24 protein-coding genes are annotated in these 20,119 nt (G+C 64.0%); 7 read left to right on the forward strand and 17 right to left on the reverse strand.

Annotation, left to right across the window (positions count from 1 at the left end; genetic code table 11):
* Positions 1-5: 5 nt before the first annotated feature.
* From IVA75_RS19065 to IVA75_RS19075, 3 genes are all read right to left on the reverse strand, one after another.
* Complete coding sequence (locus tag IVA75_RS19065) at positions 6-1,115, reverse strand: cyclic nucleotide-gated ion channel (RefSeq protein ID WP_027570141.1); 1,110 nt, start codon at positions 1,113-1,115, stop codon at positions 6-8.
* 112 nt (positions 1,116-1,227) lie between these two features.
* A complete protein-coding gene (locus tag IVA75_RS19070; RefSeq protein ID WP_007605264.1) occupies positions 1,228-1,446 on the reverse strand; it encodes a hypothetical protein in 219 nt (72 codons plus the stop codon).
* A 122-nt stretch (positions 1,447-1,568) separates the two neighbouring features.
* Positions 1,569-3,014, reverse strand: coding sequence for a TAXI family TRAP transporter solute-binding subunit (locus IVA75_RS19075; protein WP_247283445.1), 1,446 nt, complete (start codon positions 3,012-3,014; stop codon positions 1,569-1,571).
* 402 nt (positions 3,015-3,416) lie between these two features.
* Between IVA75_RS19075 and IVA75_RS19080 the strand changes: the two genes are divergently transcribed.
* Together IVA75_RS19080 and IVA75_RS19085 are read left to right on the forward strand one after the other, a co-directional pair.
* The gene (locus IVA75_RS19080; protein ID WP_018458457.1) at positions 3,417-3,764 is read left to right on the forward strand and encodes a DUF3307 domain-containing protein; all 348 of its coding nucleotides are present in this window, start codon (positions 3,417-3,419) and stop codon (positions 3,762-3,764) included.
* Positions 3,765-4,040: 276 nt separating this feature from the next.
* On the forward strand, positions 4,041-4,439 hold the full coding sequence (locus tag IVA75_RS19085; RefSeq protein ID WP_007599645.1) for a hypothetical protein: 399 nt from the start codon (positions 4,041-4,043) through the stop codon (positions 4,437-4,439).
* Here IVA75_RS19085 and IVA75_RS19090 read toward each other — a convergent pair.
* Both IVA75_RS19090 and IVA75_RS19095 read right to left on the reverse strand, forming a co-directional pair.
* A complete protein-coding gene (locus IVA75_RS19090) occupies positions 4,436-4,759 on the reverse strand; it encodes a YkgJ family cysteine cluster protein (RefSeq protein WP_247283448.1) in 324 nt (107 codons plus the stop codon). The genes IVA75_RS19085 and IVA75_RS19090 overlap by 4 nt on opposite strands.
* A 13-nt stretch (positions 4,760-4,772) precedes the next feature.
* Positions 4,773-5,471, reverse strand: coding sequence for a YafY family protein (locus IVA75_RS19095; protein WP_027570145.1), 699 nt, complete (start codon positions 5,469-5,471; stop codon positions 4,773-4,775).
* Between the two features lie 112 nt (positions 5,472-5,583).
* Here IVA75_RS19095 and IVA75_RS19100 point away from each other — a divergent pair, with 112 nt between their 5' ends.
* Positions 5,584-5,892, forward strand: coding sequence for a hypothetical protein (locus tag IVA75_RS19100; protein ID WP_247283452.1), 309 nt, complete (start codon positions 5,584-5,586; stop codon positions 5,890-5,892).
* 38 nt (positions 5,893-5,930) lie between these two features.
* Positions 5,931-6,659, forward strand: coding sequence for a glutathione S-transferase family protein (locus IVA75_RS19105; protein ID WP_247283454.1), 729 nt, complete (start codon positions 5,931-5,933; stop codon positions 6,657-6,659).
* Positions 6,660-6,879: 220 nt separating this feature from the next.
* On the opposite strand, the gene IVA75_RS19110 is transcribed toward IVA75_RS19105, so the two are convergent.
* The 11 genes from IVA75_RS19110 to IVA75_RS19160 form a co-directional block, all read right to left on the reverse strand.
* The gene (locus tag IVA75_RS19110; RefSeq protein ID WP_027570148.1) at positions 6,880-8,031 is read right to left on the reverse strand and encodes an ABC transporter substrate-binding protein; all 1,152 of its coding nucleotides are present in this window, start codon (positions 8,029-8,031) and stop codon (positions 6,880-6,882) included.
* 78 nt (positions 8,032-8,109) lie between these two features.
* Positions 8,110-8,541: a thioesterase family protein gene (locus IVA75_RS19115; protein ID WP_247283456.1), complete on the reverse strand. Its 432-nt coding sequence runs from the start codon at positions 8,539-8,541 to the stop codon at positions 8,110-8,112.
* Positions 8,542-8,551: 10 nt separating this feature from the next.
* Positions 8,552-9,313: an SDR family NAD(P)-dependent oxidoreductase gene (locus IVA75_RS19120; protein WP_027570150.1), complete on the reverse strand. Its 762-nt coding sequence runs from the start codon at positions 9,311-9,313 to the stop codon at positions 8,552-8,554.
* Between the two features lie 25 nt (positions 9,314-9,338).
* Entirely contained in the window at positions 9,339-11,225 is a 1,887-nt protein-coding gene (locus IVA75_RS19125; RefSeq protein WP_247283467.1) for a feruloyl-CoA synthase, read from the reverse strand.
* Complete coding sequence (locus IVA75_RS19130; protein ID WP_247283469.1) at positions 11,222-12,031, reverse strand: crotonase/enoyl-CoA hydratase family protein; 810 nt, start codon at positions 12,029-12,031, stop codon at positions 11,222-11,224. Before IVA75_RS19130 ends, IVA75_RS19125 begins: the two co-directional genes overlap by 4 nt.
* 181 nt (positions 12,032-12,212) lie before the next feature.
* The gene (locus tag IVA75_RS19135; RefSeq protein ID WP_247283472.1) at positions 12,213-12,512 is read right to left on the reverse strand and encodes an addiction module antidote protein; all 300 of its coding nucleotides are present in this window, start codon (positions 12,510-12,512) and stop codon (positions 12,213-12,215) included.
* Between the two features lie 3 nt (positions 12,513-12,515).
* The gene (locus IVA75_RS19140) at positions 12,516-12,812 is read right to left on the reverse strand and encodes a type II toxin-antitoxin system RelE/ParE family toxin (protein WP_247284100.1); all 297 of its coding nucleotides are present in this window, start codon (positions 12,810-12,812) and stop codon (positions 12,516-12,518) included.
* Positions 12,813-12,878: 66 nt separating this feature from the next.
* On the reverse strand, positions 12,879-13,340 hold the full coding sequence (locus tag IVA75_RS19145; protein ID WP_247283474.1) for a DUF3237 domain-containing protein: 462 nt from the start codon (positions 13,338-13,340) through the stop codon (positions 12,879-12,881).
* An 11-nt stretch (positions 13,341-13,351) separates the two neighbouring features.
* Positions 13,352-14,671 (reverse strand): TRAP transporter permease, encoded by a 1,320-nt coding sequence (locus IVA75_RS19150; protein WP_027515392.1) that lies wholly within the window; start codon positions 14,669-14,671, stop codon positions 13,352-13,354.
* A 2-nt stretch (positions 14,672-14,673) separates the two neighbouring features.
* On the reverse strand, positions 14,674-15,183 hold the full coding sequence (locus tag IVA75_RS19155; protein ID WP_007599673.1) for a TRAP transporter small permease: 510 nt from the start codon (positions 15,181-15,183) through the stop codon (positions 14,674-14,676).
* A gap of 126 nt (positions 15,184-15,309) precedes the next feature.
* On the reverse strand, positions 15,310-16,326 hold the full coding sequence (locus IVA75_RS19160; protein WP_027570155.1) for a TRAP transporter substrate-binding protein: 1,017 nt from the start codon (positions 16,324-16,326) through the stop codon (positions 15,310-15,312).
* A 214-nt stretch (positions 16,327-16,540) separates the two neighbouring features.
* On the opposite strand from IVA75_RS19160, the gene pobA reads away from it, so the two are divergent.
* Together pobA and IVA75_RS19170 are read left to right on the forward strand one after the other, a co-directional pair.
* Positions 16,541-17,710: a 4-hydroxybenzoate 3-monooxygenase gene (pobA, locus tag IVA75_RS19165; protein ID WP_247283476.1), complete on the forward strand. Its 1,170-nt coding sequence runs from the start codon at positions 16,541-16,543 to the stop codon at positions 17,708-17,710.
* A gap of 236 nt (positions 17,711-17,946) precedes the next feature.
* Entirely contained in the window at positions 17,947-18,366 is a 420-nt protein-coding gene (locus IVA75_RS19170; protein ID WP_247283478.1) for a PaaI family thioesterase, read from the forward strand.
* Between the two features lie 5 nt (positions 18,367-18,371).
* Here IVA75_RS19170 and IVA75_RS19175 read toward each other — a convergent pair whose 3' ends face one another.
* Positions 18,372-19,256, reverse strand: a complete 885-nt coding sequence (locus tag IVA75_RS19175; RefSeq protein WP_247283489.1) for a LysR family transcriptional regulator — start codon at positions 19,254-19,256, stop codon at positions 18,372-18,374.
* Positions 19,257-19,375: 119 nt separating this feature from the next.
* On the opposite strand from IVA75_RS19175, the gene IVA75_RS19180 reads away from it, so the two are divergent.
* Positions 19,376-20,011 carry a pyridoxamine 5'-phosphate oxidase family protein gene (locus IVA75_RS19180; protein WP_247283502.1) on the forward strand — a complete coding sequence of 212 codons (636 nt, stop codon included), beginning with the start codon at positions 19,376-19,378 and terminating at the stop codon, positions 20,009-20,011.
* Positions 20,012-20,119: the final 108 nt, after the last annotated feature.

Genomic DNA, 20,119 nt, shown 5'->3' on the forward strand with positions numbered 1-20,119 from the left:
GCCATTTATTTGTTTTCGAGCGTGCGCCGCTTCGCCTCGGCATCGATGGTCTCGGCGAGATCGGGATGCCGCGCCATCAGCACGCGGAAGTCGACGAGGTCGAGCACGAGCAGCCGCGACACCTTGGTGGTCGAGACATTGGCGCCGCGCAAATTGTTGCCGAGCAAGGCCATCTCGCCGAAGAACGCGCCATCGCCGAGCTGCACCTTCTTGCCGGGCAGGTCGACCTCGACCTCGCCCGCGGCGATGAAATACATGCAATCGCCCTGTGCACCCTTGCGGATGATCATGGTGCGCGCCGGCAGCTCCATGGTTCGCAGCATGTGGGTGACGTCGGCGATGGCCGCCGGTCCGAGCGCCGCGAAGAACGGCACTTTGCTGACGGATTCCCAGGTCTTGAGGAAATTGTCGCGCCGGGTCTCCGCGGCAAAGCCGGTCGCCAAAATACCGGTCCAGAGGCCGAACACACCGAGGCCGGAGATCATCACCAGCGCGGCCACCATGCGGCCCAGCGGCGTCACCGGCACGACGTCGCCATAACCCGTCGTCGTCAGGGTTGCGACGGCCCACCACAGCGCGGCGGGGACGCTGCCGAACGTCTGCGGCTGCACGTCCCGCTCCAGGAAATATTCGGCGACCGAGGCCAGGAAGACCACCATCAGGAAGATCACGAGCACGCTGAGCAGCGGCCCCGATTCGAGCACCAGCACGCGGCGGAGCTGCCGCAGGCCGGGAATGCCCGGTACCACCTTCAGCACCCAGAGCACGCTGAGCAGCCACGCCGTCCTGGGCTCGATTCCGAGAATCAGCGCGGCCGGCACGGCCAACGCACCGACCGCGTCGACCAGCCCGGCGGAGGAGGACATGTAGAGTGCGAGGCGCCCCTGTCGCGCCATATGGCGCAGCCGGACCACCCATTCGAACACGAAGTAGACGAGGCAGGTCCAAAGCAGGGCATCGACCCAGCGATGTGCCGCCTCATAGGCCGGGTTGACCGTCAGCAGCACCATGCCGAGCACGCCGACGCCGACGGCCACATAGGCCGCCCTGGTCATGTTGCGGCCGGCCGTGGCGGCCGCGAACTGGGCCAGAGCGGAGATCAGCGGCTTGGACATGCGGGAAGGCGGCTCGGTTTTGTCTTTGCGGTCCCCGGCTGGAACCTCGGTGCCAAAGTGCCTGCCCGGGTCGAGGCCGTCAACGACGGGCGCGGCCGCGGGCCACGTGCCGCTACTTGAAATGCGGCGGTTCGTCGTAGCCGCGACGGCTGCTGAAGAACAGCAGCACCATCAAGCCGATGCCGACAAGAACGGAAAACCCGGCCCCCAGCGCCAACGCCACATAGCCTTCCGTCGGAATCGGTTCGCCCTCGACCGCCATCGCGGAGTAAGCGAAATAGCCAACCGCGGCCAACATTCCCAGCAGGAAGATGATGAGGAGTGCACGCATGGCGCGGTCTCCGGTTGATCCGAGAACAAACGGTTGTGGACAGGGACGGTTCCCGGACGAGGTCCCCCGGTCCTTCGCGGACGTGCCGGCAAGGCGTCACCGCAGATCCTCAAATCGATAGGTCAGGCACTCTGAGCTGTCTTCACCACCACGACATTGCTCTCGTCGTGATGGGGAGGGGCCGCATCCTGAGCGGCCTTCTCGCCCTCGCCCGCATGGCGCTTGAGGTAGTCGCGGCGCATGCCGATCTCGTCGCGGACGAATTCGTAGCCGAGCTTGAAGGTATCGAGCCCGTCGGTACTGATCGTGCCGTCTCGCAAGCCGATGACCGCGCCGCGCAAGATGCCTTCCAGCTCGTCCTGGAGACATTCGAGCTGGTCGAGCGAATGCGCGTGTTCAATCCGCTCGCCGATGTCGAGGATGGCGGTGGAAAGCTCGCTGGCCTTCTCCGGCGCGATCCGGGTGATCTTGGCGTAGATCGCGGCGAAGATCGAGCCGATGACGCTGAGCGCGGCAGCGGCCAGATACATCAGGTCGCTGTACTTATCCATGAACGACTTGGTGTCGTCGTTGATGTAGTCGGCCGCCCCTTGATGCGCCATCACGAAGGCGTCCTTCTCGACGGAGGCGGGTTCGATTCTGCTGGCAAAGCCACTGTCGAGCCCGAGCGCGGACTTGTTCTCGTAGACGCTGCGCGCGAGCTCCCCGGCCGCCGTCGGCGACATCCGGGATTGGGCGACCAGCAACCATTCGAGCCCGATCGTGTCGAGATCGTCGTCGGGAATTTCCGGTGATGCAGACAGCGTGCCCGCCGTCAGCGTCTCGCTGGAAATGCCGGGGATCCTGCGCGCCAGCGCTTTTGCCTCGTCGATGGCGTTCAGCGTGAAGCCGCCGCGCCGGGCGACCTGCTCATACGCCTTGTCCCGGACCGCCCTCGAGGCGTGGACGATGGCGACGACCGCGCCAAAGCCGCTTGCCGGCGCGAACAGCTTGTCGAGCGTTGCGCCCGGCGGCGCCATCTGGATCCTCGCCGCGTCCGCGCCGTCGGGAATGTCGAGGATGCCGCGGACAAAGGCGAGCGATGATTCGTTGTCGGCGAGGACGGCGACCTTCTTCTTCTTCAGCTCGGCGAGCGACCTGATCTTCTTGTTTCCGGGCCCGAGCAGCAGCACGAGATCGTGCTCGAGGATCGCGAGTGTGCGTGCCCGCAGCGGCACCTTGGCGTCGGTGCGCAGCACCGCGAGGTCAGCCTGCTTGCGATCGAACTGGGCGATCGCCTTGGCGTTGTCGGCGTTGTTGACGATCTTGATCCGGAAGCGCGAGGCGTTGTTCTTCAGGACGGCGGCGAGCTTGGCTGCGAACAGCGCCTCGTCGCTGTTAGGGGCGCCGACGGCAAAGGTCAGCGTCTCCGAACTGTGCACCAGCATGCGGCCGCCCCAGACGGTGGCAAGCGACAACAGCAGGGTCAGCACGACGTAGAGGAAGACCTGCTGCTGATTGGTCTTGATCACCTTGGGTCGCCGGGGCGGTGGCTCGATCGGCGATGAGGTCGGGCCCTCAGTACTCATGGCAGCACTCTGGCCTTATGCTTCCGGTGGCGGGCGGCATCGCGGATGCGATCGCTGCGGTCGCCCTGTAATTCGTAAACGTCTGAAAAAAGAACGATATTCTCTGCCGGCAATGATAGCGCGCAGGCCGCGGAATGCAAATTCCGAGCCGAAGGTAACCTTACTCAACCCGGCCGCGGCGATTGGTCATCCTATCACCAGTTAGCCACAGTTGGCGATTTTCCGGTTCCCCCCGGCTGCATTCCGCCGCGGGAGGTGTCATAAATCGCAGGTCCCGGCGATTTGACCGGCCCAGGAAGAGATTGCGCTGAACGCTCCAATTCTTCCTGTCACGTCAACGAGGGCGCCTTGTCGTTTCCACCCCTGTCATCGGCGGTTCCGGTCGAAGCCCTCATTGGTTGGATGTTGCTGCTGACGTTCAAGCACATCATCGCTGATTTCGTCCTCCAGACCGCCTGGATGGCGCATGGCAAGGACCAGAAGCACGGCTGGGCCCTGCCGCTCCTGGTGCACTGCCTGGTTCACCTTGCGGTTGCGCTGCCGCTCATCCTGATCGTGGCGCCGAAATTCTGGTTTGTGGCGCTGATCGACTTCGTGATCCACATCACGATCGACCGCGCCAAGGGCCTCGTCTCGGCCAATTTCGGTGTCGATCTTGCGCATCCCTGGTTCTGGACCCTGATCGGTGTCGACCAAGCCCTGCACCATCTGACCGGCTTCGGCCTCTCCATCTTCATGGCGGCGAACTGAGCGCTGGCGGCCGTCTGGAGTGGCTGGCGGGCCTGCGTGGTTCGAGACGGCGCTTCGCGCCTCCTCGTCACGAGGGCTGAGAATCTTTCAGCAGAAGCAGACCTCATCCTGAGGGCCCGCCGAAGGCGGGTGTCTCGAAGGATGGCCACAGAGAAAACCCTTTCCAGCCCATTGATTCGCGGCCCACGCGCAAGGACCCCGGGTGACTACCGGGCAGCGTGGTTAACCTTTCATTAGAGAATTGCACTGCATCTTCCCAGACGAGGGAGAACTGCAATGTTTTCAAGCCGCGATACCTTTGAAGGCGATTCGTGCCCGGTCCGCGACGAACTCCTTGGCGAGATGTACCGCGCCAGCGAGAGTGGCCTGCCGAGGCTGGTTGAAAGTGTTTCCCCTGACGCGCGCGCCAGGCTAGCGCTGTTCTGCTATCGCCGAAGCCATCTGCATTCGCTGGCGGTCGCGATCGCAGGCAGCTGCAACGAGCGCGACCTGATCGAGAACGGCGGCCGTGTCGGTTCGACGCTCTACGCGCTTGCGCGCGAAGGCGCGGCGAAATCCTCGCCGTCGCTGTCCGGTGGGCGCAAGCCGATCACGCTGTCGACCAAGCCGCTCTCGGTGCTCGCGCCGCTGGACGACGAGATCGACGACGAGATCAGCGAAGCCGTCCCGGCCTAAACGCTCGCGATCATTGGCAGCCCGAATTTCCGTCGCGCCATCGCGCATTCGGCGTCGCCCGGCATGCACGTGCGGCACACGTCCGGCCGCACTGCGTAGATGCCGCACGCGGTCGCTTGTCCGATCTCTCCCTGCAACGCCGAACAGCGATCGCCTTCGCAGCGCATGCCGGATTGACGGTCGTTGACGAGCGCTTCGGGAATCGCGGCGAGCTCCTCGTCGCTCTCGATCGAGAAGCGCGGCCAGTTCGCCGAATAGCCGCAGCAGGCGCCGCAACTCTGGCAGCAGCTCGACAGGTCGCTGGGGGCGTTCTCGTCCATCGTCACGTGTCCTTCACGTATCCTTGGGCGGGCCCCAGACCAGGCTCTGCCGCCATTTTGCGCGCAGCACGTCGCGCCTTTCAGGATATCTCTCATCGGGATAGGTCGCGTCGACCACGCGGTCGGTGCGGAAGCTGCGGAAGTCTCCGCGCAGCTCGCACCAGGCCGCGAGCAGGCGCACGGCTTCGAGATAGCCGATCGAAATCGGCCAGATCATGCGCTCGCTGGCGCGGCCCTGCTCGTCGCGATAGCGCAGCATGATCTTCTTGCCTTCGTGGATCTGGGTGCGTGTGCGCGCCATGTCCAGGCGGTCGGGCTCCCTGTTCCAGCTCGGCCGGGCCCGGCTTGCCGGCTCCAGCACGAAGGGACGCAGGCGCTCCGGGACAGTGTCGGCGATCTTGGCCATCAGATCTTCAGCCGCGCGCGCCAGCGCGGGATCGGCATGGCCGGCGACCCATTGCGCGCCCAGCACCGCCGCCTCGATCTCGTCGGGTGTCAGCATCAAAGGCGGCAGGTCAAAACCCTTTTCCAGGATGTAGCCCATGCCGGCTTCACCGCGGATGGGCACGCGCTGGCCGATCAGCGTGGCGATGTCGCGATAGATCGTGCGCTTCGAGGTCTCGAGCTCGGCCGCGATGGCGTCCGCCGTCAGCGGCTTACGCGTGCGCCTCAGCACCTGGATGATTTGAAACAGCCGGTCGGCGCGTCTCATGACGGGTCTCTTGTCGGTGGTTTTTCAGATGGTGGCGCGCGGCTGCTGACAGGATGTTGGCAGCAGGGGAGTTCTATACCGGGTCAACACGTCGACTGAAGAGGATTTGTCCATGATCATTCCAACTCATTTCGGCCCGGCCGCTGCGCTGTGGCGGACCCAGCCTCTACAGGTCCAGCCTTTGCAAGTCCTGCGTTTGCAACTCCGGGCTTGGTACGTATGGGCGTTCGGCCGCCTCCTCGTATTCCTTGATCTCATGGTCGTCGACCTCCGCCTTGCGCTCGCGACCATGGTGGCTCGCTTCCTGGTCCAGGCCGCGGACGCGCTGGTCCGTCATGTCATCGGCCGCGCCTGGCGAGGGGCCCGTTTCGCAGAAGATATCACGGCTGCTGCCACCATGGTGGCAGCAGCCCGCGGTTAAGTTCCCTCAACTCTTTCGGTGGTTTCAGGAGAGCCTTCATGATCACGCTTTACGGCTTTGGCACCGGCTTCGGCCTGCCGGAAATCAGCCCCTTCGTCACCAAGACGGAGGTGCAGCTCAAGATGGCGGGATTGCCTTACCGCAAGGAGCGGGCGATGCCGCCCGCCTCTCCCAAGGGGCAGCTGCCTTTCATCGACGATGGCGGCGAGGCGGTGGCCGATTCCACCTTCATCCGCGCCCATATCGAGCGCCGCTACGGCTTCGATTTCGACGCCGGGCTGTCTCTTGCCGAGCGCGCACAGGCTTGGGCGTTCGAGCGCATGATCGAGCATCACGTTTATTTTGCGCTGGTCGGGGCGCGCTGGGTCGACCCCGTCAACTTCGCCAAGGGGCCTGCGCATTTCTTCGACGGCGCGCCGGAGCACAACCGCGAGAAGTTGCGCGAGGACGCGCAATTCCGTGTCGCCGAGAACTATTTGCTCTCCGGGCTCGGACGGCACGCGCCCGATGACGACGTCGATCTCGCCGTGCGCTCGCTGTTTGCGCTCTCGGTGCAACTCGGTGACAAGTCCTATCTGATGGGCAACAAACCCTGCGGCGTCGATGCCACCGCCTTCGGTGCACTCGCCGGGATCCTGACGCCGTTCTTCGAATCCGCCCTGCGCCGTCGCGCCGAAGGATTTTTGAACCTCACCGCTTATGTCGACCGGATGATGGACACTTACTATCCGGAGTTCGCCTGGACCCCGCTGCGGCAGGCAGCTTGACGACAGCGCGTCCGCAGAGCGTGGCGGGTGAGGGCTATCTCCTCTGGGGGCTTTGCCGGTAGACGTCAGACAATCCCTCTGCGGAGGCACCCTCTCCCCGGCCCTCTCCCGCAAGCGGGAGAGGAGGCGCAGCGACACCGGAGGTGCGGCTCGCTCATACAGCCAAAACAAAAGAGCCGGCCCGTCGGGCCGGCTCTGTCGTCTCTAATTTTCGCCGCGTCTACTTCACCAGCGAGTACTTGCCGTTCTTCACCGTGAGCAGGATGCGCGAGCGCTCGTCGAGGCCGTAGCGGTCCTTCTCGGTGAAATTGTAGACACCCTGGCTCGCCGCAAGCTCCTTCTCCGACAGCAGCGCCTGGCGGATCGCTTCGCGGAATTCCGGCGTGCCGGGCTTCGCCGTCTTGAGTGCCGCCGGGATGATGCGCTTGAGAATCTCGAAGGCGTCGTAGGAATGACCGGCGAACTGGCTGCGGCTGTTCGGGCCGTACTTGGCTTCATAGGCCGAGTTGAGCGCGAGGCCCGGCTTCTTGGTGGCAGCTTCGTCCGGCTGGTCCTCGGGATCCATGACGGGGCCAGAGGCCATCAGCACGCCTTCCGCCGCTTTGCCGGCGATGCGGATGAAGTCCATGCTGGCGGCGCCATGGGTCTGGTAGATCAGGCCCTGATAGCCACGCTCGCGCAGCTCAGTCTGCGGCAGCGCGGCCGCGGTGCCGGAAGCGCCGACCAGAATGGCATCGGGATTCGCTGCCACGAGCTTCAGCACCTGTCCGGTCACCGACGTGTCGGGGCGAGCGAAGCGCTCCTCGTCGGCGATGGTTATGCCCATCGGCACGGCCTGCGCCTTCAAATCGTTGAACCAGAGGTCGCCATAGGAGTCGGAATAGCCGATGTAGCCGACGGTCTTCACGCCCTTGGCCTTCATGTGGTCGTACAGCACCTTGCCCACGATCGGGATCGGCTGCGGCATCGCCACCGACCACTTCATGCGCTCCGGCGTGATCGGGAAGGGCGCCAGGCCGAAATGCGGAATGCCGGCTTCGTTGGCGACGTTGGACACGGCGATGGTCGGCGGCGTCAGCGCCGAGCCCATGATGATGTCGGCCTTGGATTCGGTCACGAAGCGGCGTGCGTTGGTGGTCGCGGTGGTGGGATCGCCACCGTCGTCGAGCACGATCACCTTCAGCGGCACGCCGCCGATCTCCTTCGGCACGAACTCCAGCGCATTGCGCTCGGGAATGCCCAGCGCTGCGCCCGGGCCGGTCGTGGTGGTGGTGATGCCGATGGTGACCTCGGCGGTCTGAGCCAGCGCGGGCACGGCCGGCAGCGCAAGCGCGGCCGCGGTGACGGCGGCGGTCAGGTAAAAGCGTTTCATCTATTCCTCCCTTTATGTGTTTCTTTGAAAGCAGAAATCGGGGGGTAATTCAGCCCCCTCTTTTGGTGATGTGGCGATTTAGCTCCGGGTCTCGCTCCCCGTGAATTTGGCTACCATTTCCGCAGGAAACGGTGCCGATTTCAGTTTGTCGGGGTTAACGGGGTCGCGCCCGACCAGGACACGGGTCTCGAAACCCTCGATCGCAAGCGCCTCGCCCTTGAAGACGCTGTGCTTTACCTCGAAACTCGAGCGCTTGATGCTCTCGACCTTCGTTTCGATGGTGATCCAGTCGCCATAAGTCGAGGGGATGTAGAACTTGGCGCGCGTATCGACCATGGGAATGCCGACCAGGCCGTATTTCTTGACCAGGTCCTGCTTGGAGAAGCCGGCGACTTCGAACAGGGTCGACGTCGAATCGTCGAACATCGCGAAATAGCGCGGGTAATAGACGATGTTGGCGGGGTCGCAGTCACCCCACTGGATCTGGACGTCGCGCCGGTTCACGAACATATGCCGCGCCCTATTTCGGCGCCATGCGCAGCGAGCCGTCGAGGCGTACCACTTCGCCGTTGAGGTAGGAATTCTCGACCATGTGCAGGGCGAGCGCCGCGAACTCGTCGGCGTGGCCGAGCCGGCGCGGGAACGGGATTGCGGCGGCGAGTGAGTCCTGGGCTTCCTGCGGCAGGTTGGCGAGCAGCGGCGTGAGGAACAGGCCGGGCGCAATCGTCAGCACGCGGACGCCGAACTGCGCCAGCTCGCGCGCGATCGGCAGCGTCATGCCGACGATGCCGCCCTTCGAGGCCGAATAGGCCGATTGCCCGATCTGGCCGTCATAAGCGGCAACGGACGCCGTGTTGATGATGACGCCGCGCTCGCCGGTGGCCTGCGGCTCGAGCTTGGACATCTCGTTTGCGGCGAGACGCAGCATGTTGAAGGTGCCGATCAGGTTGACCTTGATCACCTTGTCGAAATCGGCGAGCGCCATCGGGCCGTCGCGGCCGACGACGCGCTTGGCAACGCCGATGCCAGCGCAATTGACCAGCACGCGCGCGGGTCCATGGGCTTTGGTCGCCTGCGCGATCGCAGCTTCCGCGGACGCGGCATCGGAGACGTCGCAAGCCACAGCCACGCCCTTGATCTCGGCGGCGACAGTCTCGGCGAGCTTGGCATTGAGATCAAACACCGCGACCTTGGCGCCCTGGCCAGCCAGCTTTCGCGCGGTCGCCGCACCAAGTCCCGACGCGCCGCCGGTGACGATGACAGCCTGATCCTTCAACAACATGGCGTTCTCCCTGGTGCGATATTTCTTAGCCGACCGATATCACACGGTCCGATGGATTGGCAGCGTAGAGCTCCTCGATCAGCAGGCTGCGATGCTCGAGCACCGCGCGCTGGTTGATCGAGCCCTTGTCGGTGACTTCGCCCTTGTCGATCGAGAGCGGCGTGTCCATGAGGATCGCGCGCGTGATCCGCGTCGAGGATCCCGTGGCCGCGCCGAGAAAGCGGGTCAGCCGTTCGCGAAATGCCTCGCGCACCAAGCGGTCGCGGGTCGCGACGACGAGATCGTCGGTCGGCAGCGTCGGGTTGATCAGCCGGCAGCCGTCGAGATCGAGCACGACGAGCGCGGAGACCTCGTCACGGTTGATGCCGGCGATAACGACGTCGCGCACCAGCGGTGCGCAGGCCGCAACGAAGCGCGCGCGCAACGGGCCGACACTGACCCAGGTGCCGCTGCCGAGCTTGAAATCCTCGCCGATGCGGCCGTCGAAATCGAAGCCGGCATTGAGATCATCGGGATCGACGGGCTTGAGTGCATCGCCGAGCTTGTAGAAGCCTTCTTCGTCGAACGAACTTGCGGTGATGTCGGGCTGGCGCCAGTAGCCGGGCATCACGTTCGGCCCCTTGCAACGAACTTCCATCTTGCCGTTGTTCGGCACCAGCTTGGCGTCGTTGCCGGATACGGGAAGCCCGACATGGCCGGAGCGGCTGGTGCGCGGGTTGACCGACATGAAGAACGGCGCGGTCTCGGTTGCACCGAGGCCGGTCAGCATCGGCACGCGGTAGCCTTTTTCCTTCACCGCGAGCTCGTCGAGGCTGTTCCAGACGAACGGCGACAGGGCCGCGCCCGAGAAGAACATTGCGTGCAGCCGGTCGAAGAATTTTGCGCGCAGGCCCTGGTCGTCGCGCAGATAAGGCAGCAGCGACTCGTAGCCCTTGGGGACGTTGAAATAGACCGTCGGCGATATCTCCTGGAGATTGCGCACGGTCTCCTCGATGCCTCCAGGCACCGGCTTGCCGGCGTCGAGATACATCGAGCCGCCATTGTAGAGCGTCAACCCGATATTGTGGTTGCCGCCAAAAGTGTGATTCCAGGGCAGCCAGTCGATGATGACGGGCGGCTCGTCCTTGAGGAAGGCGAGCGTCTCGCGCAGCATCACCTGGTTGGCGCAGATCATGCGCTGGGTGTTGACGACTGCCTTGGGGTTGCCGGTCGAGCCCGACGTCAGCAGGAATTTCGCGATGGTGTCGGGGCCGATCCTGCCGTGGACCTCGTCCAGATCGCCGCGGATCGGCGTTGCCATGAGGTCGGCGAGCAAGGTGACGTCGCGGCCCGGCACATGGCCGTAGGACGCGGCGATCTCGGTGCCGAGCGAGACGTTGGCTGCGAGGGCGCCGGCGAACTTGTCGGCGTCCTCGGCGAAGACGAGGCCGGGCGTCAGCAGCTTCATCAAGTAGGAGAGCTTGCCGTAATCCTTCGACACCAGCGAATAGGCCGGCGACACCGGGCAGAACGGAATGCCGGCATAGAACGCTCCGAACGCCAGCAATGCATGGTCGATCGAATTGCCGGAGAGGATGACGACCGGCCGCTCCGCCGACAACCCGCGCGCAATGAGTCCTGAGGCAATGTGCCGGCTCGCGGCGAGCAACTCGGCGTAGCTGATCTTGCGCCAGCCGCGGCCGCCTTCGCGCTCGGCCATGAACACGCGATCGGGGGTCGCGCTCGCCCAGTGATGCAGGCGGTCGGTGATGCGGGCCGGATAGTCTCCGAGCGGCTGTTTGGGCCGCAGGTAAATCGTGCCGTCGTCGCGCCGCTCGATATTCACGACCGGATCGCCGAACGAAATGGGCCGCAGCGGGGAAGTGCTCGCGCCGCGCTCCATGCTGGAAGAGGACGACGGCTGCGCGCTCATGATTTCGGCTTCACCTTTGCGGTCTTGTGTTCGAGGAACTCGCGGATCCTGCGCTTGGCTTCCTTGTCGCTCTGCGCCACCGTCGCCATCAGCGATTCCATCAACAGGCCGGTCTGCGGATTGGCCTCCGCGATCATCGGGAGTGCCTGGAGCACGGCGAAGTTGGTCAGCGGCGCGTTGGAGGCGACCTTGGTCGCAAGCTCCATCGCCTTGCCGAGCCCGTTGCCGGCTTCCGTGACATATTGCGCAAAGCCGTAGGAGGTGCCTTCGGTCGCGGAATAGACGCGGCCGGTCAGCATCATGTCCATCATCCTGGCGACGCCGATCAGGCGCGGCAGGCGCACCGAACCGCCGCCACCGACGAAGATGCCGCGCTGCCCCTCCGGCAGCGCGAAATAGGTCGAGGGTTCGGCGACGCGGATATGCGCCGCACATGCGAGCTCCAGCCCGCCGCCGATCACGGCCCCCCTGAGTGCCGCGATCACGGGCACCCGGCTGTACTGGATGCGGTCGAACACCCGGTGCCACATCTGGGAATGAAGAAGGCCGCCGGTGGCATCATGGTCGGTCAGTTCGGAGAGGTCGAGACCGCTGGAGAAATGGTCGCCGATGCCGTGGATGACGACCGCGCCGATATCCTCGGGCAGGGACGCAAAACACTCGCCGATTTCCAGGATGATGCCGTCGTTGAGCGCATTGCGCTTGGCCGGCCGATTCAGACCGACCGTCAAAACCCGGTCTGCCCGCTCGATCCTCAAAAGCCCGGAGGCGCCCGCGTCAGCGGTCTCGGCGTTTCCCTGTGTCATTTGCGTCCTTGTCAGAATAGTTATGTTGTATAACGAATTCAGGGGGAGTCAATACGGCTGACAGCGCGGAAGCCGATGCATAGTCCGGAAAAGGGACGACAGTCCGGGTGCAGCGCCCGTACCCGAATGCCCGATGCGCAAGATTGGGATCGATATTACGGACGCCGATGCGATCCGGTCGCTACGCCGCCTTCGTTCCACTTTGGGGTTGCGCCACAAGATTGATACCCATGGCGTGGAGAACTTTTATCACAGTGCCGAATTCGGGTTTGGCCTCGCCGCCAAGCGAGCGATACAAGTTCTCACGGGATAGACCGGCCTTTTCGGCAATGGCGCCCATGCCCTGAGAACGGGCTACGGCACCGATTGCCATCGTTATTGCGGACGGATCGTCCGATTCAAAGGCTTCGGTGAGATAGGCCGCAACCATCTCCGGGCTGTCGAGGTACTCCGCAGCATCAAATGATTTCACTTTTGCCATCGCTCAGACCTCCAATTCGCTCGCGATCTTCTTTGCCAACGCTATGTCCCCCGGCTGAGAGCCTTTATCGCCACCGCAAAGAAGGACGATGATCTCCTCGCCTCGGGCAACGTAGTAGATCCGGTATCCGGCGCCCTCATGGACTCTCATTTCGCTGATGCCGCCTCCGACCGCAGCAACGTCTCCGGGATTGCCGAGCGCCAGCCGATCGATCCGGGCGAGGATTTTTGCCTTCGCTCTCCGGTCTCGCTGGTTTCTAAGCCAGTCAGAGAATTCGTCGGTTCTCTTGATTGTCGGTATCTGTAGCGTATACGCTACAGATACCGACATGTCAATGGACTAGCCGGCCCTTGCGGCGCGACGCGTTCACATCACCTGATGCACGTCGATCACCACGCGATCCGCATGCCGCGCTGCTGAACCGACAAAAATGTGCTCCATCAGCCAGCGGTATTTCTCATGCCCGGTCTCGAACTTCGGCACGGTGCGGAAATAGATATGCTTCGGGTCGACCGGCTCGCCGCGCTTGAGCTTTTGCAACAGCTCGACCGGGCCGAAGCGCATGCCCTTGTTCTCGACATAGACGATGGCGCCGTCGTCGGTTTCAAACGCATACTTCGCTTCGAGATCGATCAGCTCATTCGGGCGGATGGTCTGGAAGTCCGCGCCGAACGGCAGCACCTTGCCGGTGATCGCGCCCGTCACCTCGCCGCCGATGATCGGAATGATGCGGCGAATTCCGATGCCGGTCTCGCCGGCGGTGACGACGTCGCCGATGCGTGCGGTGACGGTGAAGACGTATTTGGTTTCCAGCGTCGGCGTGGTCATCGATTCACCCCTCAATGGGCCATCATCCGCGTCGGCAGCCACGTCGCCAGCAGCGGGAAGGCGATCAGGATCACCAGGCGCACGAGGTCTGTTGCAACGAACGGGATCACGCCCCTGAAGATCGTGGAGAAGGAGACGTCCTTCACCACGCTTTTGATGACAAAGACGTTCATGCCCACCGGCGGATGGATCAGGCCGAGCTCGACCGTCATGACGATGATGACGCCGAACCAGATCGGGTCGAAACCGAGATGCATGATCACGGGGAAGATGATCGGCACGGTGAGGATGATCATCGCCATGGCGTCCATCAGGCAGCCGAGCACGAGATACATCACCATGATCAGCGCCAGCACGCCGTAGGGGCCGAGGCCTAGGCCGGTGAGGAATTCCGTCACCTTCTGGGGGGTCTGCGTCACCGTGAGGAAGTACCCGAAGATCAAGGCGCCGATCAGCACGGTGAACACGGCGGCCGCCGTGCGCGTCGCCTGCAGCAGCGAGGCCAGAATCTTCTCGCGGTCGAGCCGGCCGGTCGCCACGCCGATGATGAAGGCGCCGGCAGCGCCGACGCCGCCGGCTTCCGTCGGCGTGAAGCGCGGCAAATAGGGCAGGCCGTAGAGGCCGCCGATCACGAACACGAACAGCAGCACCGGCGCCCAGATGTCCTTCAGGCCGGCGAAGCGCTCGCGCCACGGCAGCACCTTGCCCTTGGGCAGAAAGTCCGGCCGGAAATAGCCGATCAGGAAGATCGTGATCATGTACATGGTCATCGCCAGGATGCCCGGAATGATGCCGGCGATGAAGAGCTTGCCGATGTCCTGCTCGGTGATGATGCCGTAGACGGCGAGCACGGTGGAGGGCGGCAGCATCGCGCCCAGCGTGCCGCCGGCCGCGATCACGCCGGTGGCAAACGATTGCGGATAGCCGAAGCGGCGCATCTCGGGATAAGCGACCGCGGAGAAGGTCGCGGCGGTCGCGACCGAGGAGCCGCAGATCGCGGCAAAGCCGCCGCAGGCGCCGACGGTGGCGATGCCGAGCCCGCCGCGCAAATGGCCGACAAAGCCGTTGGCGGCGCGGAACAGCTCGCGGCTCATGCCGGAATTGCTGACGAAGGAGCCCATCAGCAAAAACATCGGAATGACGCCGAAGGTGTAGTCGGTCACCGTGCGCATCGAGGTCTGGCCGACCAGCTTCAGCGCCGGCGTGGCGCCGACGAGATAGGAGAAGCCGGAGACGCCGACGAGGCCCATGGCCATGCCGACCGGCACGCGCAGCAGCATCAGGGCGAACAGGGAAACGAAGCCGATTACGGCGACGGCATCGGTGCTCATGATTACTCCGTCGCCTTCAGCTTGGGGTCGTGCATTTCTTCGGGATGAAAGATCAACCGGTAGGTGCGGATCGCGATCAACAGCACTGCCGAGACGTCGCCGATCCAGGCGATCGCGAAGAACGGCCAGGTCGGCATATGCATGTCGAAGGTCTGGACGTTGTCGTTGTAGGTCCCGCGGACCTTGTCGAACAGCGTCCAGGTCTGCACCGTCACGACGAACAGCAGCACCAGGGTCGCGAACACGTCGATCCAGCGCTGGTAGCGCGGCCCGACATTGCCCCAGACCAAATCGACCGTGATGTGGGTGCCGCGATAGGAGGTCGCGGCGATGCCCCAGAAGATCAGGATGCCGAGCAGCATGCGACCGATGTCGAAGCTGTCGGGGATCGCATAGTTCAGCGTGTTGCGCAGCAACACCGACAGGAAGATGTCGAGCGCGACGATGCCGACGAAAGCCGCTGCGATCCATTCGATCGAGTCGATAACGCGATCCATCCAGCTGCGCTTCATGTGAGCTTCCTAGGAGATGTCATCCTCAGGCGGGAGAGGGAGAGGACGCGCTCCCCGCCTCTCGGCCCGCTTGCAGAATAACGGCGGCGAGATGCATCCCGCCGCCGCATGTGTTTCGACGAAGAGCTACTCCGCCAGCGCGTTGTACTTCTTCAGCGAGGCTTTCAGCTCGCTAAGCGCCGCGTCCGGATCGGCGCCGGCCTTCTTCGCGCCGTCGCTCCAGGTTTTCACCAGGGGCTCGGCGGCTTTCTTCCAGGCGGCGGTCTGCTCGGGCGTCAGCTTGTAGACCTCGTGACCGCTCTCCGCCTTGACCTTGTCGATCCCGGCATCCTCGAACTTGCCCCAGTGCTCGCCGACCACACCGGCCATCTCGACCGTGCAATTCTTGTCGATCGCGGCCTTCTGCTTGTCGGACATCGCATTGTATTTGTCCTTGTTCATGACGAACACGAAGGTCGTGGTGTAGAGCGGCGCCTCCATGTCGTACTTTGTCACCTTGTCGATGCCGAACAGCACGAGAGAGCCCCAGGGGAAGGTGACGCCGTCGGCGACGCCGCGCTCGATGATGTCGCGCACTTCGGGCGCGGAGGACTGCACATTGGTGCCGCCGAGCGAGGTGACGAAGTTCGCCATGGTGGCGTGGGCGGGCCGGATCTTCAGGCCCTTCACGTCCTCCGGCATCACGATCTTCTTGGTCTTGGAATGGAACGAGGAGGGCGAGTGGACAAAGGCGAGGCAGTATTTGACGTCCTTCATCTCCTTTTCGGCGTATTTGCGGTACCAGGCGTCGAGCCCCATCGAGCCGCCCTTGGCATCCGAGATCAGGAACGGCAATTCGCCGGCGCCGATGATCGGGAAACGGCCGGGCTGGTAGCCGGGATTGACGTAAGTGACATCGGCGATGCCGTCGCGCGCCATGTCGTAATGGTCGAAGGCCTTGCCCATCTGCTGGGCCGGAAACACCTTGCCCTTGATGGTGCCGCCGGAATCCTTCTCGACCGCGGCGGCCCAGTCCTCCAGCGATTTCTGCAGCGGATGCGAGGCCGGCACCCAGTGCGAGATCTTCAAATCGAAGGTCTTGTCCTGCGCGAACGCAGGGCTCACGCTTGCTGCCAGCAGCAACGCCAGACAGGCTTTCCTCATCACGTGTCTCTCCCTCTTTTGACGGCGGGCTTCGATGGCCCGGTCTCGTTAATTAACATGTTATCTAATTGGCCGGCGCGTTCAAGCCGGAACTGGCGCGACGCGCCGTCGCGCACTCCCTTTTGCCCAACCGTTATATGATATAATTATCGTGCGCGGACGGCTGCGACAAGCGAGCCGCGCCGAAAGCCTACAGGATCGGGAGGAGCAAGTATTGCGGACAAAAGTCGCAATCATCGGGGCAGGGCCGGCGGGATTGTTGCTTGGGCAACTGCTGCACGGTTACGGCATCGACAATGTCATTCTCGAGCGGCAGAGCCCGGACTATGTGCTCGGCCGCATCCGTGCAGGTCTCCTGGAAGAGGGGACCGTCGCGCTGCTCGACCAGATCGGCGCCGGCGCGCGGGCGCATGCCGAAGGTCTGGTGCATGAAGGGATCGAACTCGCCTTTTCGGGGCGCCGGCACCGCATCGACATGAAGGCTTCGACCGGCAAGACGGTCATGATCTACGGCCAGACCGAGGTCACGCTCGACCTGATGAATGCGCGCGCGGCCGCCGGTCTCACCTCGGTCTACGAGGCCAGGGACGTGCAACCGCACGATTTCGACGGCAGTCACCCGCGCGTAACCTACGTGAAGGATGGCGTCACCCACATCATCGATTGCGATTTCATCGCCGGCTGTGACGGCTTTCATGGCGTCAGCCGCGCCAGCGTTCCGGCTTCGGCGATCGAGGAGTTCGAGCGCATCTACCCGTTCGGCTGGCTCGGTATCCTCTCCGAGACGCCACCGGTCAGCCACGAGCTGATCTATTCCAACCACGCCCGCGGCTTTGCGCTGTGCACCATGCGTTCGACCAGACGCAGCCGCTACTATGTGCAGTGCGCGCTCGATGACCATGTCGACCAATGGCCCGACGACCGCTTCTGGGACGAGCTCAAGCGCCGGCTCGACCAGGACGCCGCCGACAGCCTGGTCACGGGCCCCTCGATCGAGAAGAGCATTGCGCCGCTGCGCAGCTTCGTGGCCGAGCCGATGCGCTTCGGCAGGATGTTCCTGTGCGGTGATGCCGCCCATATCGTGCCGCCGACCGGCGCCAAAGGGCTGAACCTGGCGGCCAGCGACGCGCATTATCTGTCGAGCGCATTTCGCGAGTTCTACGACGAAAAATCCAGCGCCGGCATTGATGCCTATTCGGCGAAGGCACTGGCGCGGGTCTGGAAGGCCGTGCGCTTCTCCTGGTGGATGACCTCGATGCTGCACAAATTCCCCGACACCGGCACCATCGGCGCGCGCATCCAGCTCGCCGAGCTCGACTACGTCACGCAGTCGCAGGCCGCGATGACGTCGCTGTCGGAGAATTACGTGGGGCTGCCGTTTTAGGACGGTCACTGTCATGCCCCGCGAAGGCGGGGCATCCAGTACGCCGCGGCCTCTCCGTATCACGTCGCCGTCTCTGGAATACTGGATCACCCGCTTTCGCGGGTGATGACAGTCCTGGTGAGGCCACGGCGCCGTCCATTTCAAACGCCCGCGCAAATGTCGTTTAAAACTTTGTAGGTGATGCAACCGTCACGTCCCTCGCGTTCAATGGCGGCAGCCACCAACGCGAGATGGACATGACCAGCACCGACATCCCCGCCGGCTTCGAGCCGCACTTTCGCAAAGCCCCGCTCACCGATCCCTGGGAGCCGCTTTACTCCAGGAAAACCGACAACGGCGTCACCGTGGGATTGCGGCTGGCAACACCGCACACCAACGCGCGCGGGCTGATCCATGGCGGCCTGATCGCGGCGCTGGCCGATGCCGCCATGGGCTACAGCTGCGCGCTGGCGACGGGCTGGACCACCTCGTTGGTCACGATCTCGCTGTCGGTCGACTATGTCGGCGCCGGCGAGATCGGCCAATGGCTGGCAGTCGAGGGTGAGGCGATCAAGACCGGCAGCACGATCTGCTTCGCGCAGTGCCTCGCGAAGGCCGACGGCGCCGTGATCGCGCGCGCCAGCGGCACCTTTCGCGTCGTGCCGAAGAAGGGGTGAGGGCGTCACCCAAATTTCCACTCCGCGGTCTCCACCACGAGATCGACGAAGGCGCGCACCTTGGCGGAGAGCAGGCGCGAGGTCGGGTAGACGATGTGGATTGGCAGCGCCGGCTGCTCGTAGTTCGCCAATACGATCTTGAGCCGCCCGCGCCGCAAGCCTTCGTCGGCCTGATAGGCCAGCACTCGGGTCACGCCGCCGCCGGCCTCGGTATATTGCAGGGCGGCGTCGGCGCTGTTGCTGGCGAAGCGTGGATTCGGCGCCACCTCGATGTCGCGGCCGTCCTGCACGAAGCGCCAGTTCGCGGATGGACCGAAGGCGATGGTCTGGTGCGCGAGCAATGCCTCCGGCGTCTTCGGCTCGCCATGCCGCTTCAGATAGCCTGGCGTCGCCACCACGATCCGCCGCATCTCGCCGACCTGGCGCGCGACGAGCGAGGAGTCGGTGAGATGGCCGATCCGCACCGCAACATCGACGGCATCTTCCACGAGGTTGACGAGGTTGTCCGACAGCCGCAATTCGCAGGCGACCTCGGGATAGCGCTTGAGGTAGGCGATCATGACAGGGCCGACATGGAGCCGGCCGAAGCCGACCGGCGCCGCCACTACCAGCCGCCCGCTCGGCCGGCTGCGCTCCTCCCGTGCCGAGCCGTCGGCCTCCTCGACATCGGCGAGGATGCGACGCGCACGCTCCAGATAGCGCGTGCCGACGTCGGTCAGGGTCACTTGACGGGTGGTCCGCTGCAACAGCCGCGCCCCGAGATGCTCCTCCAGAGCCGCGATCAGCCGCGTCACCGCCGAGGGGGACAGCCGCAGCTTTCGTGCCGCCGGCGCGAAGCCGCGCAAATCGGCGACGGCGACGAAAACATGCATGGCTTCGAGGCGATCCATGGCATTGTTGCATATACCGCAATGATGAAGTGTCAAGCGGACCGATTGTTTTAGCCTGCGAAAAGTCCACTTTAGCTGGCGAAGACGCAGGGATGCGTCGGATTTCAGGAGATGGTCCGATGACGGCAACTCACACCTACGCCAGCGACGTGGCATTCACGCCGGCGGTGAAGTCGATCCAGACCCGAAAGGGATCACGCGAAGGCTATGCGCATGCCGAGCAGCGCGGCTGGCGCACCGAGGTCGATGAGAACCTCGCGGCGTTCCTGGCCGATGCCAACAGCTTTTATCTTGCCACCGCCTCGGCCGATGGCCAGCCCTACATTCAGCATCGCGGCGGCCCGAAGGGCTTCTTGAAGGTGCTGGACAAGCAGACGCTGGCGTTCGCGGACTACGCCGGCAATCGGCAATACATCACGCAGGGAAACCTGTCCGAAAATCCCAAGGCTTACATCTTCCTGATGGACTACGCCCATCGCCGCCGGGTGAAGATCTGGGGCGAGGCCCGCGTGGTCGAGGACGACGAGGCGCTGACGACATCGCTGATGCCGAAAGGCTATCGGGCGCGCCCGGAGCAGGTGATCCTGTTCAAGATCGAAGCGTGGGATACGAACTGCCCGCAGCACATCCCGCAGAAGTTCGACGCTGGCGATGTGGCAGCGGCGCTGGCGGCGAGGGATGCGAAGATAGCGGAGCTGGAGGCGGAGGTCGCGGCGCTGAAGGGGGAGGCGAACTCACCATCCAATGAAAGCTAGAGCGACTTGCGCGGGATGAGGGGTCCCTCTCCGCGAATGAAGCGCTTTCCGTTTGGATGGATACCCCTCATCCGGCGCTTCGCGCCTCCTTCTCCCGCAAGGGGAGAA

Source organism: Bradyrhizobium sp. 134, assembly GCF_023074155.1.
In the GTDB taxonomy this organism is placed as follows: Bacteria; Pseudomonadota; Alphaproteobacteria; order Rhizobiales; family Xanthobacteraceae; genus Bradyrhizobium.